The sequence below is a fragment of the Kribbella sp. CA-245084 genome (genome assembly GCF_050942355.1).
GTDB lineage: Bacteria > Actinomycetota > Actinomycetes > Propionibacteriales > Kribbellaceae > Kribbella.
The window spans coordinates 5,852,715-5,867,513 of sequence record NZ_CP192053.1 but is presented as its reverse complement, the minus strand read 5'-3'; the positions used below and the strand labels follow the sequence as shown (position 1 = coordinate 5,867,513).

Sequence of the window (14,799 nt, the reverse complement as noted above, 5' to 3'; positions counted from 1 at the left end):
TCATGGCCGGAGTTCCGGGCCCCGCCCTCCCCGTCGCACCGGGCCTCGCGGCTGACTCGATGCGCGAGGCCCGCTGCTGTGATGCGGTTTCAGGAGCGAATTCCGATGACGATCTTTCCCTTGGTCCGTTCGGTGGAGTTGAAGGTGGCGACGGCGTCGTCGAGGGGTACTACGGTGCCGATGTTCGTCCGTAGCCGCCCGTCGCGGACGCGTTGGACGATCTCGACGAGCTGGGCGCGGTCGGCCTCGACGACGAAGTCGATCGCCAGGCCGTCCGCCGGGCGTGACTCAGGTGGTCCGACGACGGTGACCAGGATTCCGCCGGGGCGGACCAGGGCCGCGGAGCGTTTCTGGATGTCGCCGCCGATGACGTCGAACACCAGGTCGACGCCGCCGATGTCTTCGAGCGCGTCGTTGTCGAGGTCGACGAAGGCGTGGGCACCGTAGTCGAGCGCCTTCTCCCGGTCGGCGGCCCGACCGGTGCCGATGACGTACGCACCGAACTCGCGCGCGAGCTGCGTGACCATCGTCCCGACGGCGCCGGCCGCGCCGTGGGCCAGCACGGTCTGCCCCGCTTCGAGGCGGCCGTGCTGGAACAGCCCCTGCCAGGCGGTCAGTCCGGAGATCGGCAGGCTCGCGCCGACCGTGAAGTCGACGTCGCCCGGGAGTGGCGCGAGGTTGCGTGCCTCGATGGCCACGTACTCCGCGAGGGTTCCGTCGCGGTGCCAGTCCGCGAGGCCGAACACCCGTTGACCGACGGACAGTCCGGTCGTGCCGTAGCCGAGCGCGGTGACCACGCCGGCCAACTCGTGCCCGGAAATCGGCTGCTTCCGGTCGCGGTTGCTGCGATCGGTCCACGTCGACGACCACGTGACCTCGGTCGGAACGTAGCCCGAGGCGTGAATCTCGACGACCACGTCATTGATCGCCGGTGACGGCTCGGGACGCTCGGTCAGCGTCATCCCACCCGTCCCTGCACTCTCGTCCGTCACGACAATTGCCCTCATCCGGCACCTCCCTGGATCCAGCTCTTGCTTGCACCGCACTTTTGGTTCACATGCGTTGGCGGCACGCCACCCTCGACGTCTTACCGCCCAGGCCGAGTTCGCTGCGGGGCGTAAGATTCCGAGCCGCACGACCACCAACGGTTATCAGAACGGGCTGCTGATCACAGACTGACGGAGGGTGAAAGGTCATGACCGCGTCGCGGGACAGGCTCGAGCGGTTCTTGGCCACGGACCCGCGTGACGTCGGGTGCGATGAGGCGATGGCTGTCATGCACGTGTACGCCGAGTTGCTCGCGGCCGGCGTCGACGCTGCCGCGCGGTACCCGGGGGTGGCTGCGCACCTGGCTGCCTGTGAAGCCTGCGCGGAGGATGTGGACGGGCTGCTTGCTGCTGTGCAGGAAGCTGAACTCCCTCCGGACTGAGATCGCGGTCACAGTGGGTTCCGCGGAACTCGGGACCAATTCAGCAGCCCACGGTGTTGTGCATAGTGACGGCGCAGCCAGCGGCGTCAGAGAGGGAGAAATCGTGTCTCACGACTACAGGAAGACTCCGGAGGCGCTGAGCCGCCTCACCGCCAACCAGCTCCGCGTCACTCAGGACGGCGCGACCGAGCCCGCGTTCCGGAACGAGTACTGGGACAACCACGAGGCCGGGATCTACGTGGATGTTGTCTCCGGACAGCCCTTGTTCTCGTCGACCGACAAGTACGACAGCGGCACCGGATGGCCGAGCTTCACCAGGCCGCTCGCGGCGGACGCCGTCCGTACGGAGACCGACAAGTCGTACGGGATGATCCGTACGGAGGCGCTGTCCACCGGCGCCGGTAGCCATCTCGGCCATGTCTTCGGTGACGGCCCGGTCGCCGAAGGCGGTCAGCGGTACTGCATGAACTCCGCCTCGCTGCGTTTCGTCCCGGTCGCAGAGCTCGAGGCACAGGGGTACGGCGAGTACCGGTCACTGTTCGAGGCCACCAGTCCGGAGAACGCATCATGACGAGTGGAATTCACGACACCGGAGAGGTCACCCGGACTCCGGGCACCGAGACCGCGGTCCTCGCGGGCGGGTGCTTCTGGGGTGTGGAGGACCTGATCCGCCGACAGCCCGGCGTGATCGACACGCGGGTCGGCTACACCGGCGGGCAGAATGACCACCCGACGTACCGGAATCACCCCGGGCATGCGGAGGCGGTCGAGATCGTCTTCGACCCGTCGCAGACGACCTACCGTGACATCTTGGCGTTCTTCTTCCAGATCCACGACCCGTCGACCATGAACAGGCAGGGCAACGACGTCGGTACGAGCTATCGCTCGGCGATCTTCCCGCTCACCCCCGAGCAGGACAAGGTCGCCCGCGAGACGATCGCGGACGTTGATGCGTCAGGGCTGTGGCCCGGCAAGGCGGTGACCACGATCGAGCCGGAAGCGCCGTTCTGGGAGGCCGAACCGGAGCACCAGGACTACCTGCTCACGTACCCGGCGGGTTACACCTGCCACTTCGCCCGCCCGAACTGGGTCCTCCCACACCGCACCACCGCCTGAGTCCATAAACCCTGAGGGCGTGTCCATCGCTGAGGCGGTGGACACGCCCTCTGTGCGTGTCAGTCGTAGAACCGGGACAGGGTGGCGCGCGCCTTGTTGAGTGCCCGGCGCGGGGCGCGGACGCCGTTGTCGTCGGTGTCCGGCTCCAGTTCGTACGGCATGACCCGGTCGCGGGCCGTCAGTGAGTACGCCTCGTAGATGGAGATGGGTTGGTGCTTCTCGGTGTACTCGCCTTCGGGGGAGCGCGTGATGATGCCGGTTTCCAGGCCGTGCAGGAGCCGGGCTTGGTCGGCGCCTTGCAGCGAGATCGCCCAGCGGCGGGTGATCCAGAACGCGATGGCCGGGCCGGCGACGACCGCGAACCGAAGGAACCAGGTGACGTGGTTGAGCGAGACGCCGAAGTGGGTCGCGACCAGGTCGTTACCGCCCGCGATCCACAGCAGGCTGTAGAAGGTGATGAACGCGACGCCGATACCGGTCCGGGTCGGGACGTCGCGTGGCCGGTCCAGTAGATGATGTTCGCGTTTGTCGCCGACGATCCAGCCCTCGATGAACGGATACAGCGCGACCAGCGTGACGAACGCGGGTGGAATGATCAGTGCGGGGATGATCAGGTTCCAGCTCAGGGTGATGCCCCAGAAGTGCGACTCGAAGCCGGGGAAGAGGCGTACCGACCCTTCCAGCCAGCCCATGTACCAGTCCGGCTGGGAACCCGCGGTCACCTCTGCCGGGTTGTACGGCCCGTACAGCCAGACCGGGTTGATCTGCATCAGCGCGCCCATCAGCACCGTGACGCCGAAGACCGCGAAGAAGTTTCCGCCGGCCTTGGCGACGTAGTCAGGGAAGAACGGGAACCCGACCACGTTGCGTTCGGTGCGGCCCGGACCGGCCCACTGGGTGTGCTTGTGGTAGACGATGTAGAAGAGGTGCACGGTAATCAGTGCAAGCAGCAGACCCGGCAGCAGCAGAACGTGCACGGTGAAGAACCGTGGGACGAACGTGTCACCGGGGAACTCGCCACCGAAGATGAAGAAGTTCAGGTAGGTGCCGATCACCGGTGACGCCTGAATCATGCCGTTGGTGATCCGCAGACCGGTGCCGGACAGCAGGTCGTCGGGCAGGCCGTAGCCGATGAAACCCTCGACGATGCCCAGGAACAGGGTTCCGAAGCCGATCAGCCAATTCAGCTCACGCGGCTTGCGGAACGCGCCGGTGAAGAAGACGCGCAGCAGGTGCACCATCATCGAGGCGATGAACAGCACTGCGGCCCAGTGGTGGATCTGCCGGATCAGTAGGCCGCCGCGGACGTCGAAGGTGATGGTCAGTGTGGAGGCGTAGGCCTCCGACATGTGCAGACCCTTGAGCAGGCTGTACGAGCCCTGGTACTCGACCTCGCTCATCGACGGCTTGAACCAGAGCGTCAGGAAGATCCCGGTGAGGATCAGGATGACGAAGCTGTAGAGCGCGATCTCGCCGAGCAGGTACGACCAGTGCTCCGGGTAGACCTTGCGAAGCCCTCCGGACCCGTCCTTCTTCGCGCCCGATTTGAGGATGCCCAAGCGCGCGTCGAGCCACTCGACCGGTGTGGGGAGTTGCTGGTCAGCCATTGCGTCACCTCTGGGGAACCGTGAGTCCGAAGCAAAGGAACTATATCGTCCTCTTAGCGGATCATCACCGTTACAAACAGGTCTTATTCTGTGACGCTTGCCGCGTTAGTTGTAAGGACTGTATCGTCCATTAACTTGTCGCGACGATCTGCGGAGCTGCTGTGACTACATCTGAGCGGGATGCTCTCGGCGAGGTGTAGACGCCGGCGGCCGGGACGTACCCGGCCACGAAGCTGGCCGGCCGGGCCGGGTCTGCAGCTTGTGAACGAGGGGGTCTACAACCAGCTCTTCACCGTGCACGGCACGATCATGCCGCTGCTGTTCGCGACGCCGCTGTCGGCGGCCACCCGTTCGCCGGGAGTCGGTGGAGATCTCTGGATCCTGGGCCTGTGGCTGTCGGGTCTGGGCGCGATCCTGGGTGCGGTCATCTTCGGCTACGTGGGGCTGGTCGCGGCCACCCTCGGCATCGGGGGGTTGTCCGTGACGGTCTGGGCGCACCACATGTTCGTCACCGGCGCGGCACAACTTCGAGGAGCTGTCCCGGATCCGATCAGATTCGCCCGCCTTCGACCTCCATCACCCCCACGTGACCAGTAAGCGCGCGAGCCTCAGCGGCCACCAAGGAATCGAAGGCAAGTCGAGCAAGGAAGGCGTTGGTCATGATGGATGACGTACTGCAGGGGATTCGCGCCGAGGATGGTGAGGCGGTAGCGGCCGCCGACATCCCGAAGGCGGTGACTGCCCGCCGGTTGGTGTACGCCGACGGCGCGACCCAGGTCTTCACGATCGACGGGAAGACGACCTACACCGAACGCGGCGGCGACAGCGCAGGCGAGTGGTACGTCGACGACCAAGACCGGTTCTGCTCGTTCTGGCCGCCGTCCTATCGCGCCTGTTACGCGCTTCGATGGATGGTCGACGACACGCGGATCGTCGGACTCAGGTTTACCGGGCTGAGCGACGGCGTCACGTTCGAAGGCCGCTACGAATAGCGTCCGCGACCAGCGCCTGCAGAGCGGGGATCACGTCCGTCTCGAACCACGGGTTCTTGGCCTGCCACCGGAAGTTCAGCGGCGAGGGGTGAACGAGCGGAATCCGGTCCGGAACGTAGTCCCGGCAGGCGCGGACGGTCTCGGTCAGGTTCTTCTTGGCGCTGATCCCCAGATAGTGTTTCTGGGCATAGCTCCCGATCAGAACGGTGAGCCGAACGGCCGGCATCAACGCCAGGATCCTCGGGTGCCACAACGGCGCGAAGTCCGTCCGCGGCGGGAGATCACCGTGCGCGCCCCTGCCCGGATAGTAGAAGTCCATCGGCAGCAGGGCGATCGTGTCCGGGTCGTAGAACTGCGCGTCCGTCACCCCCAGCCACTGCCGCAGCTTGACGCCGCTCGGGTCGTTCCACGGGACCTGGCTCTCCTGAGCCTGCTTGCCGGGGGCCTGGCCGATGACAACGATCCTCGACCTCGGCGACGCCGAGTAGATCGGCTCGTACCCGCGCTCCCTCGCCCACGCGTTCGAAGCGTGGTTCCTGATCTCGTCACGGATTCCTGCGAGTTCGTCCATGCGGGTCTCGATTCGTGGGGAGTAAGGGCGCCGCAGGCTCGCGACACCGTTCAGCTGTGAGCAATCACGAGATCGCCGTCCGGCGACCTCGACGCATATTCGTGTCGGACCGGCCGGTCGACCTTCCGAGGTTTCGCGGTTCGTCCGGTCCGCTATCCCCGAGGGACAGGGTGGTCATCGATGGCAGCGACGATCGGCATCGTGGGCTCGGGTGCGGTGGGGCGGCCGCTGGCCGCGCATGTCGTCGGCGTCAGGCCGGGACGTCGTACTGTGCAACAGCCGCGGCCCGGCGACGCTCGAACCCCTCGTGGCGGAGCTCGGGCCCAGGGTCGGTGCGCTCCAGACGAGCGCTGTCGCCGCCGCGGATCTCGTCGTCTTCGCGATCCCGTGGCCCGCGGTCGTCCCCCTGTTCGAGGAGTTGCCACCGTGGCACGGACGGATCCTCGTGGATGCCACGGCACCCGCGAGCCACTTTCGTCTCCCGGGCCGGCCGTCGGCGCCCTCGTCGACGACATCGGCTACGCCGCAGTCGACCTGGGGAGCTTGTCGGCCGGTAGCGCCCTGCAGCAGCCCGGTGGTCCATTGGCCGGCCGGGACCTGCGACTCGCCTACGACGCTCTCGCTGAATAGGACTGTCTAGACCTGTTCCGTGACAGTGAATCGTTCGGCCGATGCCTTTTAGATCTAGTGATCGTGATGATTGGACGCTGCTATTAGTGGACGGTATCGTCCATGTTACCGTTTCATCGGTCAGCACGAACGTGCCGGAGCTGTGGTCGCTACGGTGCGTTGATTGCGGGAGAGCCCAGTGAAGAGAGAGAGTTCCGAGTCCTTGACGCAGGTGCGGGTCGTCTCTGCAGAGGTCGCGGGGGAGAACGACGTCTGGGTCCGCGACCTGAGCGGCGACGGAGATCAGCGCGAAGCCGCGAGCCGTCGCCTGCACGAGGTTCTCCTGCGGGCCGCAAGGTCAGAGGTCGGGCGGCGCGCCTCCAGGCTGCGGCTCGCCGGCCCGGAGCTGGACGACATTGCGCACCAGGCCGCCGCGGATGCTCTGCTGACGATCTGCGGCAAGGTCGGCACGTTCCGCGGTGATTGCAGGTTCACCACCTGGGCGTACAAGTTCGTGATCTTCGACGTGGCCGCCAAGGTCAACCGGCACTTCTGGCAGCGGGCCGGTGTCGCGTTCGACGACGAGGACTGGGAGCGTCTGCCAACACGACTCGGCATCGGACCAGAGGCGCACGCCGAGAGCCGGGATCTGATGGCGGCCGTGCATCGCGCCGTCAACGAGACGCTGACGGCGAAGCAGCGACTGGTCTTTGTCGCGCTGGCGCTGAACGGGATGCCGACGGATGTGCTCGCTGATCAGCTCGGATCGACGCACAACGCGATCTACAAGATGATGTTCGATGCCCGGCGCAAGCTGCGGGCCGCTCTGGTTGAAGCCGGCTACCTACCGGAACAACCGCTCGCGTGAGCGCGGACCGCGGTCGCGGTCCGGGCGTCGAACACCCCGCAGACTTCGATTCGTCCCAGCTGGCCCTCAATCATCAGCCGCAGCCACGGCTTCGTCAGCATCACGACTTGACGACCTCGTCGTAGAAGGTCCTGATCTCGTCGGCGATCTGTTGCAGGCAGTCCTCCAACGCGAAGTGACCGGAGTCGAGGCGGACCAGTTTCGCGTCGGGGAGCTCACGTAGATAGGCCTCTCCACCGGCGGGGGTGAAGAAGATGTCACCTTGGCCCCAGCAGATCAGCGTTCTGGGCTGGTCTCGGCGCAGTCGCGCCTGCCAGGCCGGGTACATGGCGATGTTCGTCCGGTAGTCGTGGAACAGCTCCAGTTGCGCCTGACGCGCATGCGGCCGGGTCAGGAAGTGCAGGTCGAGGTTCCAGTTGTCCGGGCTGATCTTCGCCTTGTCGGGATGGCCAGTGAGGTAGATGGCCTTCACCGTTTCCGGTTCGAGCAGGACGTCGACTGGCGGCTCGGTGCTGCGGCCGGCCCAGAGACCGTTCCGCAGCCCATCCCAGAGCTCGGTGAGCCCTTCCTCATAGATGTTCGCGTTCTGGATGATCTGCCATCGGAACCAGTCCGGATGCAGCGAGATCAGCCGGTTACCCACCGGACCGCCGTGATCCTGCATGTACAGGCCCATCGGTCCGGTGAAGTCGATGGCGAGCAACGTCTCATCGACGATCTCGGCGAGATGGTCGAAGGTGTAGTCCCAGTCGGCCGGATCGGGCAGTTCGGTGTTCCCGGAGCCGGGGTAGTCGATCGCGACCAGATGGAACCTGTCGGCAAGCGCCGGCATCAGGTTCCGGAACTGGTGGGACGAGGACGGGAATCCGCCCAGCAGCAGGAGTTTCGGTGCTCCCGGTTTACCGGCCTCGCGGTAGAAGACCTCCAGCCCGCCGGCGGACACGGTCCGAAAACTCGTCATGGACACTCCACATTCATTACAACCGGATGTGATCGAGCGCGCGCTCGGGGGCGGGCCGTCAGTTGCGGCCGGCCATGACGCCGCCGTCGACGTTCAGGATCGCTCCGGTGATCCAGCTGGCCTCCGGTGAGAGCAAGAACACGATCGAGGACGCGATGTCCTGCGCGGTTCCGACCCGTCCCAGCGGGTGGAAGCTGTCGAAACTCTTCACCGTCTCCTCGAGTTTGTCGGCGGGGACGAATCCCTCGTACAACGGAGTGGCCACTACCGCCGGAGCCACCGCGTTGACGCGAATGCCGTCGGCCGCCAATTCCATCGCCAGGTTGTGGGTCAGCGCGTGCAGGCCGGCCTTCGCCATCGAGTACGCCGTCGCCGGCGTCGCCGCGATCGCCTGGTGGGCCCACATGCTGCCGATGTTGACGATCGCCCCGCCGGAGCCTGCGGCCTGCATCCCCCGTACCACCGTCTGGGTGAGGAAGAACGTGGCCCGGCTCAGCTCCAGGTACGCGTCGTAGTCCTCCTGGCTGTAGTCGAGGAAGCCCTTGGGGATGAAGAAACCGGCCGCATTGACCAGCAGCGTCGCATCGGCGTGCTCCGCGGCGAGCTGCGCCTGTACGTCCTCGACCTGCTTGCGATCCGCCAGGTCCGCGGTGATGCCCCAGGCCTCACCCTTCTTGCCCAGCTCAGCGACTGTCTCGTCGACCTTGGCTTGCTGGCGCCCGACGATGACGGCGTTGGCGCCTTGCCCGACAACATCACGTGCCGTCTGCAGCCCCATGCCGCTGCTCCCACCGACCACGATGAGCTTGCGACCTTCGAAGTATCCGCTCATGACCGTCTCCCTCGATCCGTACGGGCCGGAATGACCCGGATGTCCCTACTTGTGTGCCGATCGAGGGCCCGGCCTTACCGCTTCTCGAGATCTGATCCTGATCGCGGCGCGGCAGCAAAGTAAGAGTCAGCCGCTGTCCGGACTCCAACTAACATGGATGGAAGTCTGAGCCCGGCACGGGCCTTCGTCGACAGAGTTGCTTTGGTGACAGGCGCGGGCCGCGCGGTCGGCCGGGCGATCGCCCAGCAGTTGGGTGCCGCCGGTGCGGCAGTCGCGGTGGTCGCGACCTCGAGAGCTCGCGCCGACGCCACGGTGGACGCCATCCGGTCGGCCGGGGGCGAGGCGTCCGGGTTCACTGCCGATCTGTCTGACCTCGGGTCGATTCCTGGTCTCGTCCAGAGCGTCGAGCAGGTCTTCGGCGACGTCGACATCCTGATCAACAACGCTGCCACCGTGGCACCGATGGGCCCGGTAGCCAATCTCGACCCGGTGGCCGTACTGCGTGCCCTCAGCATCAACGTTGCGAGCGTCGTGGCCCTCTCCGGCGCGGTGATTCCGGCGATGATGCGCCAGGGATGGGGACGGATCGCCAACGTCTGCGGCGTCGTCGGCGACCTGGACTCTTGGCCCGGTGGAAACGTCTACGCGGCCTGCGTCGCTGCGCTGGAGGCACACACCGCGTACCTTGCGGCCGAGCTGACCGGGACCGGCGTCACGGTCAACGCCCTCCGTGCACAGAAGACGGGCGAAGCACTGCGGACCTGGCTCGCCGGAATTGATCCGGAAGCGATCGACGACCCTTTGATCCGGCGATTCGTCATCAGTCAGAAGGACGCCGGTGTCGCCGATTCGGGCCGCCAGGCCACAACCCTGCTGCATCACCTGGCCACGGCCCAGACCGGCCAGGTCTGGAACGTCGCGTACGACCCGACGGACTGACCCCTCTTAGCAGCTACCTGGCCGACGGCCGGGGCATGAAATCTCTTGGACGACAGGATGGTAAAGATGGCAGTGATCGCTGAAAGCGAGCGGCTCGCGATTCGGGACTGGGTAGAGGCCGACGCGGAGGCCGCGCTGAAGATCTTTGGATCCACCGAAGTGGCGCGGTGGCTGGCACCCGAGCTGGGCCGGGTGCCGAACAAGACGACCATGCGCCTGCTGCTCCGTGCATGGATCGCGGCCGCCGAGAACGCTGTCCCGCCGGCCGGGCGCTGGGCGATCGTCAGCAAGACAGACGGGCAAGTGGTCGGCGGCCTGCAGCTCGGCTTGCTGCCGCCGTTCGAGGAGGACTTCGAGATCGGCTGGCAGCTCGCACCGCCAGCCTGGGGCCGCGGGTTTGCGACCGAGGCGAGCCACGCCTTGATGCATTGGGCATTCGCAACCGGCACGATCGACGAGTTGTACGCGGTCGCCCGACCGCAGAACCTTCGCGCCTGCGCCACGGCGCGGCGGCTGGGCATGGAGTGGGTCGGCGAGACCGACAAGTACTACGGCCTTGCGATGCAGGTCTACCGGATCCGCGCGGCCGAGCTCGACGGTTCTGAACGGGCGAGCCGGGAAGGGGCATGAGGCGATGCGCAGGATCTTGATCATCGGTGGCGGGTACGCCGGGTTCTACACGGCGTGGAAGCTGGAGAAGAAGCTTCGGCGCGACGAGGTCGAGGTGGTCGTGGTCGAACCACGGCCGTACATGACGTACCAGCCGTTCCTGCCCGAGGTCGTGGCCGGTTCGGTCGAAGCGCGGCACGCCGCGATCTCGCTGCGCCGTAACCTGCGCCGGACCAAGTTGGTGCCGGGCAGGGTCATCCACATCGGGCACGACGCGCGGACGGTCGTCATCCGGCCGGCGCACGGGCCGGACTTCACCATGACGTACGACGTCCTGGTGGTCACCGCAGGCGCAGTGACCCGGACGTTCGACGTACCGGGCGTGGCGGACCGTGCGATCGGGATGAAGCACGTCGAGGAAGCGGTCGCGATCCGGGACCGGGTGCTGACCGCGTTCGACGAGGCATCCGGTCTGGAACCGGGGCCGGACCGGCGCCGGCTGCTCACGTTCACGTTCGTCGGCGGCGGGTTCTCCGGGGTGGAGGGATTCGCCGAGCTGATGTCGCTGGCCAAGACGCTGGTCAAGTACTACCCGGTGCTGTCGGTCGACGATCTCGCCTTCCACCTGGTCGAAGCGTCCGGGCGGATCCTTCCGGAGGTGACCGAGCAGCCCGGCCGATGGGTGGTGCGAATGCTCGAACGCCGTGGAGCGCAAGTGCATCTGAACACCACGATGAGCTCGGCTGAGAACGGTCATGTCGTCTTGTCCGACGGCGCGGCGTTCGACTCGGAGCTGATCGTGTGGACGGCGGGCAATGCCGCAACCAGGTTGCTCCGCAACCACACCGACCTGCCGCACACGCCGCGTGGGCTGGTCCAGGTACGCGCCGACTTACGGATCGGTACCGACGACAAGTTCGTGCCCGACGCGTGGGCCGCGGGGGACGACGCCGCCGTACCCGATCTCGCCTCACCGACGCCGGGTGCGTTCACCGTGCCGAACGCGCAGAACGCCGTACGACAGGGCAAACGGCTGGCGAAGAACCTGATCCGGACGCTACGCGGGCGCGAGCCGAAGAACTACCTGCACCGCAGCTTCGGCTCGATCGCGACCCTCGGCCTGGGGAAGGGGATCTTCCAGTACCGCAGCCTGGTCATCAAGGGCCTGCCGGCGTGGGTGATGCACCGCGGCTACCACGTGCTGTCCATCCCCACCTGGGATCGCAAGGTACGGGTCTTCTCGATCTGGCTGACCGCCTTCTTCTACGGCCGGGACATCGTGTCGCTGACGTCGGTCCAGACTCCGCGCGAGGCCTTCCACACCGAAGCCACGGCGAACTCGCCGAGGGCGATCTGCGGTAGCGAGAAGGCCACGTCCTCGACCATCCAGCGAAGCACGTAGCACGCTCGATACGCTGGAGGCCAGGACGAAGGACCGCACCCGGGATGGCGCATCACGCCGCCTCGCTCAGGGCGGATCCGACGATCCAGGAGCCGGTCGCGCGGTCGAAGACTTGCATTGGTAGGTCGGGCTCAGTCGGATGCGTGTCCGCACAGTAACTGCAGGTCCCGCCCGGGCGGCGGTAGTAGCCGTGGTCGTGAGTGTGGTCGTTCACCGGACTGCGCCCATCGGGGAGGGCATGCTCGTGACTGGCTCGTCGGCTGTGCACTGGATATAGGCGGTGCTGTTCAGGGTGCCGCGGCTCGTCGCCAACCCGGAACCGGCCATGGTGGATGGCGAGGTCGCGGGGGTGAGATCGATGGTCATCGTTGCCCTTTCTGCCGGTCGGCAGCTGGGGAGATCGAGTCTTCCTGGGAGTAAAGTGGCCATCTGGTGTGCTCCGCGTCTCACCTTGAGAGGTGGGGAGGTTCTCGGCGATGACCGACGATTCCGGCGCGATGCTGCTCCGGGCCAGGGAGCAGCTGCTGACCGGTGGGCGGATCGAGGAGATCGAGGGGCCTAGCGCGGAGATCCTCGCCTCGTGGCGTCGCTCGTCCGACGACGGCGTCGACGCCAGAGAGGTCACCACGTCGTACGTCGAGAACGTCAACCTGGCCTCACGTCTGGCCAGGGCGGCGAGCTCCGTCGTCGACGGGGTGGCCCAGGACGTGGCCGGCAGCCCCGTCGCGGCGGTCCTGGCCGACAGCCGAGGGCGGGTGCTGCTCCGCCGTTCTGGGGTCGGTGAGCTCGAGCGCCGGTTCGACTCGGTCCTACTTGCGCCGGGGTTCAGCTATGCCGAGCACCATGTCGGGACCAACGGCATCGGCAGCGCCCTCGAGGCCCGGGCTGCGTATGCGGTCTGCGGACACGAGCACTTCTCCGAGCGACTGCAGGATTTCGCCTGTTTCGGAGTTCCGATCCGTGATCCGTTCAGCCACCGATTCGTCGGCGTGCTGGATATTGCCACCTGGGCTGCGCGCGCCAACCCGGCCCTCGCGGCGCTGGTGCGTCAAGCGGTGGCGGTGATCGAGGCGCGGCTGGTCGAACTCGGCGGACAGGGCGAGCGGTTGCTGCTGGACGAGTATCTCGGTGCCTCACGGCGGTCCGGATCCGGCGTGCTCGCGATCAGCGACAGCGTCTGGATGTCGACGCCGGAGCTGGCGCGGGAGATCGGCGCGGTCGAGCACGGTGACACGTGGACCATGGTGCGGGACGCCCTCGGGCGGTCGGACGCCGCGGAGACACCGCTGACCATGTCCGACGGCAGAGAGACGCTGCTCCAGCTGCGCGCGGTGCGCCGCGGCAACGAGCTTGTCGGCGCAGTGGCATTCCCGTCCGGTACGACGTCCCGTCCGCCCGCCCTGAGGCGACCGGTGGCAGGCATGCTCCCCCGATTCGCCGCCGGCACTCCGGCCATACTGGATGCGGCCCGGAGAGTGGGCCGGCATTGCGCGCAACGCGATCCGGTCGCGGTGATCGGCGAGCCCGGGGTCGGCAAAGCAGCCTTGGTGGAGGCGGCGCTGCAACTGCACGCCGCAGGCAAGATGCTCGTCGTTCGTGACGCGGCCCGGAATGCCGGCACAGACGATCTCGACCGGCTGATCACCGACGTGGCCGCAGCGCTCCGCGCGGGGTCGCCGGTCATGGTCAAGCACGGCGAGCGCCTGACGGCCGACGCACTCGGCCGGCTGTGTGGTGAGGTGCGAGCGGTTACCGATGCCGGCTGGCTGGCGCTGACCGTCCGTGTCGCCGAGGGCGATCCGATCAGGGCCGAACTGGGCGCCACCGGCATTCCGACCGTGCTGATACCGCCGCTGCGGGAGCGTTTCGAGGATCTCCCGGCGATCGTCATGGCGCTGCTCGCCCGGCGCCCCGGAACGCGGTCCGTGGCGGTCACCGAGCAGTTGATGGCCAGGCTGCAGCGCGAACGCTGGCCGGGGAACGTGGCCGAGATCAATGACCTGCTAGGTGAGATGCTGCGGGCCACCGATCTCAACAAGCTCGGCATCTCGGACCTGCCGGCTCGCTTCGGCCGCGGGCTTCGCCGCCGGCTTACCCCGATGGAATGGCTCGAGCGCGGGGCCATCGTGCAGTCGTTGCGCGCCACCAAGGGCCGCAAGGAAGTGGCGGCCACGTCGCTCGGGATCTCGCGGGCGTCGATCTACCGAAAGATCAGGGTCTTCGAGATCACGACGGACGAATACATCTGATTCGGGCGGCACTGGAGCCGCCTGCCCTACGCGCTCCGGTCGATCATGGCGTGACTTAACCGCCATACCGCGTCACCGCGGACGATTACGCCGGCGGCCGAGACTTACGGCGCGGCTGCTCCAGTCCGCACCTTGGTGCGCGACCCGAGGTTCGCCGGGACGGTCCGGTCGTTGACAGCGTCCACGACAAGCGCCTGCAGGACGGACGACCTCGGCCTCGAACCACGGGTTCCTTGCTTGCCACCTGACGTTCGTGGGCGACGAGTGGACCAGCGGGATCCGGGCCGGTACGTAGTCTCGGTAGGCGCGGACGACGGCGCGAGGCGTCGACGTCGACGAGCGATACCTGCTGCGCTCTCACGATCTGCGGATCGAGTTCCGGACAGGCATTCTCCGCGGTCACGACCATCTCCCGTCCGTGCCCCTCTCACTGTTGGGCTAGCCGAACCTGAGCCGAGGTAGGTCCGCGAGGGTGCCCCGTATCTCACAGTGAGACGGAAGTTCGTCGTCGCCGCGCTTTGATCGCTCCAACGCATACCTCCGGAGCCGTTCCACCCGGCCGGCTCCCGATCCTGGAGGCAATCCATGAGCAGGCAGAGTCTCACCAAGGCACAG

At 66.8% G+C, this 14,799-nt stretch carries 15 protein-coding genes and 2 pseudogenes; 12 read left to right on the top strand and 5 right to left on the bottom strand.

The window, feature by feature from the left end; genetic code table 11:
* Positions 1-89: 89 nt before the first annotated feature.
* Positions 90-1,007 (bottom strand): NADP-dependent oxidoreductase, encoded by a 918-nt coding sequence (locus ACQPYH_RS27930; protein ID WP_432877050.1) that lies wholly within the window; start codon positions 1,005-1,007, stop codon positions 90-92.
* A 188-nt stretch (positions 1,008-1,195) separates the two neighbouring features.
* Here ACQPYH_RS27930 and ACQPYH_RS27925 point away from each other — a divergent pair, with 188 nt between their 5' ends.
* From ACQPYH_RS27925 to msrA, 3 genes are all read left to right on the top strand, one after another.
* Positions 1,196-1,429: a hypothetical protein gene (locus ACQPYH_RS27925; RefSeq protein ID WP_432877048.1), complete on the top strand. Its 234-nt coding sequence runs from the start codon at positions 1,196-1,198 to the stop codon at positions 1,427-1,429.
* Between the two features lie 103 nt (positions 1,430-1,532).
* A complete protein-coding gene (msrB, locus tag ACQPYH_RS27920) occupies positions 1,533-2,000 on the top strand; it encodes a peptide-methionine (R)-S-oxide reductase MsrB (protein WP_432877046.1) in 468 nt (155 codons plus the stop codon).
* On the top strand, positions 1,997-2,545 hold the full coding sequence (gene msrA, locus ACQPYH_RS27915) for a peptide-methionine (S)-S-oxide reductase MsrA (RefSeq protein WP_432877044.1): 549 nt from the start codon (positions 1,997-1,999) through the stop codon (positions 2,543-2,545). Before msrB ends, msrA begins: the two co-directional genes overlap by 4 nt.
* Positions 2,546-2,604: 59 nt before the next feature.
* Here the strand turns inward: msrA and qcrB are convergent, their stop codons facing one another.
* On the bottom strand, positions 2,605-4,152 hold the full coding sequence (qcrB, locus tag ACQPYH_RS27910; protein WP_432877041.1) for a cytochrome bc1 complex cytochrome b subunit: 1,548 nt from the start codon (positions 4,150-4,152) through the stop codon (positions 2,605-2,607).
* Positions 4,153-4,482: 330 nt separating this feature from the next.
* Between qcrB and ACQPYH_RS27905 the strand changes: the two are divergent.
* A pseudogene (locus tag ACQPYH_RS27905) lies at positions 4,483-4,680 on the top strand (cytochrome ubiquinol oxidase subunit I); the annotation flags it as partial.
* A gap of 131 nt (positions 4,681-4,811) precedes the next feature.
* Positions 4,812-5,144: a hypothetical protein gene (locus tag ACQPYH_RS27900; RefSeq protein WP_432877039.1), complete on the top strand. Its 333-nt coding sequence runs from the start codon at positions 4,812-4,814 to the stop codon at positions 5,142-5,144.
* On the opposite strand, the gene ACQPYH_RS27895 is transcribed toward ACQPYH_RS27900, so the two are convergent.
* Positions 5,119-5,715 carry a uracil-DNA glycosylase family protein gene (locus ACQPYH_RS27895; protein WP_432877037.1) on the bottom strand — a complete coding sequence of 199 codons (597 nt, stop codon included), beginning with the start codon at positions 5,713-5,715 and terminating at the stop codon, positions 5,119-5,121. The two genes, ACQPYH_RS27900 and ACQPYH_RS27895, sit on opposite strands and share 26 nt — an antisense overlap.
* A gap of 238 nt (positions 5,716-5,953) precedes the next feature.
* Between ACQPYH_RS27895 and ACQPYH_RS27890 the strand changes: the two are divergent.
* The 3 genes and pseudogenes from ACQPYH_RS27890 to ACQPYH_RS27880 form a co-directional block, all read left to right on the top strand.
* Positions 5,954-6,118, top strand: a pseudogene (locus ACQPYH_RS27890) (NAD(P)-binding domain-containing protein); the annotation flags it as partial.
* A gap of 23 nt (positions 6,119-6,141) precedes the next feature.
* On the top strand, positions 6,142-6,345 hold the full coding sequence (locus tag ACQPYH_RS27885; protein WP_432894686.1) for a hypothetical protein: 204 nt from the start codon (positions 6,142-6,144) through the stop codon (positions 6,343-6,345).
* A 178-nt stretch (positions 6,346-6,523) separates the two neighbouring features.
* Positions 6,524-7,192 (top strand): sigma-70 family RNA polymerase sigma factor, encoded by a 669-nt coding sequence (locus ACQPYH_RS27880; protein ID WP_432877035.1) that lies wholly within the window; start codon positions 6,524-6,526, stop codon positions 7,190-7,192.
* Positions 7,193-7,292: 100 nt separating this feature from the next.
* On the opposite strand, the gene ACQPYH_RS27875 is transcribed toward ACQPYH_RS27880, so the two are convergent.
* Both ACQPYH_RS27875 and ACQPYH_RS27870 read right to left on the bottom strand, forming a co-directional pair.
* Positions 7,293-8,153 (bottom strand): alpha/beta fold hydrolase, encoded by an 861-nt coding sequence (locus ACQPYH_RS27875; protein WP_432877032.1) that lies wholly within the window; start codon positions 8,151-8,153, stop codon positions 7,293-7,295.
* Between the two features lie 58 nt (positions 8,154-8,211).
* Positions 8,212-8,985: an SDR family NAD(P)-dependent oxidoreductase gene (locus tag ACQPYH_RS27870; protein WP_432877030.1), complete on the bottom strand. Its 774-nt coding sequence runs from the start codon at positions 8,983-8,985 to the stop codon at positions 8,212-8,214.
* A gap of 153 nt (positions 8,986-9,138) precedes the next feature.
* On the opposite strand from ACQPYH_RS27870, the gene ACQPYH_RS27865 reads away from it, so the two are divergent.
* The 4 genes from ACQPYH_RS27865 to ACQPYH_RS27850 all read left to right on the top strand — a co-directional run bounded on the left by ACQPYH_RS27865 (position 9,139) and on the right by ACQPYH_RS27850 (position 14,184).
* The gene (locus ACQPYH_RS27865; RefSeq protein ID WP_432877028.1) at positions 9,139-9,924 is read left to right on the top strand and encodes an SDR family NAD(P)-dependent oxidoreductase; all 786 of its coding nucleotides are present in this window, start codon (positions 9,139-9,141) and stop codon (positions 9,922-9,924) included.
* Between the two features lie 66 nt (positions 9,925-9,990).
* Positions 9,991-10,554, top strand: a complete 564-nt coding sequence (locus ACQPYH_RS27860) for a GNAT family N-acetyltransferase (protein WP_432877025.1) — start codon at positions 9,991-9,993, stop codon at positions 10,552-10,554.
* Positions 10,555-10,558: 4 nt separating this feature from the next.
* Positions 10,559-11,935: an NAD(P)/FAD-dependent oxidoreductase gene (locus ACQPYH_RS27855; RefSeq protein ID WP_432877023.1), complete on the top strand. Its 1,377-nt coding sequence runs from the start codon at positions 10,559-10,561 to the stop codon at positions 11,933-11,935.
* Positions 11,936-12,411: 476 nt separating this feature from the next.
* A complete protein-coding gene (locus ACQPYH_RS27850) occupies positions 12,412-14,184 on the top strand; it encodes a sigma-54-dependent Fis family transcriptional regulator (RefSeq protein WP_432877020.1) in 1,773 nt (590 codons plus the stop codon).
* The last annotated feature ends 615 nt before the right edge of the window (positions 14,185-14,799 follow it).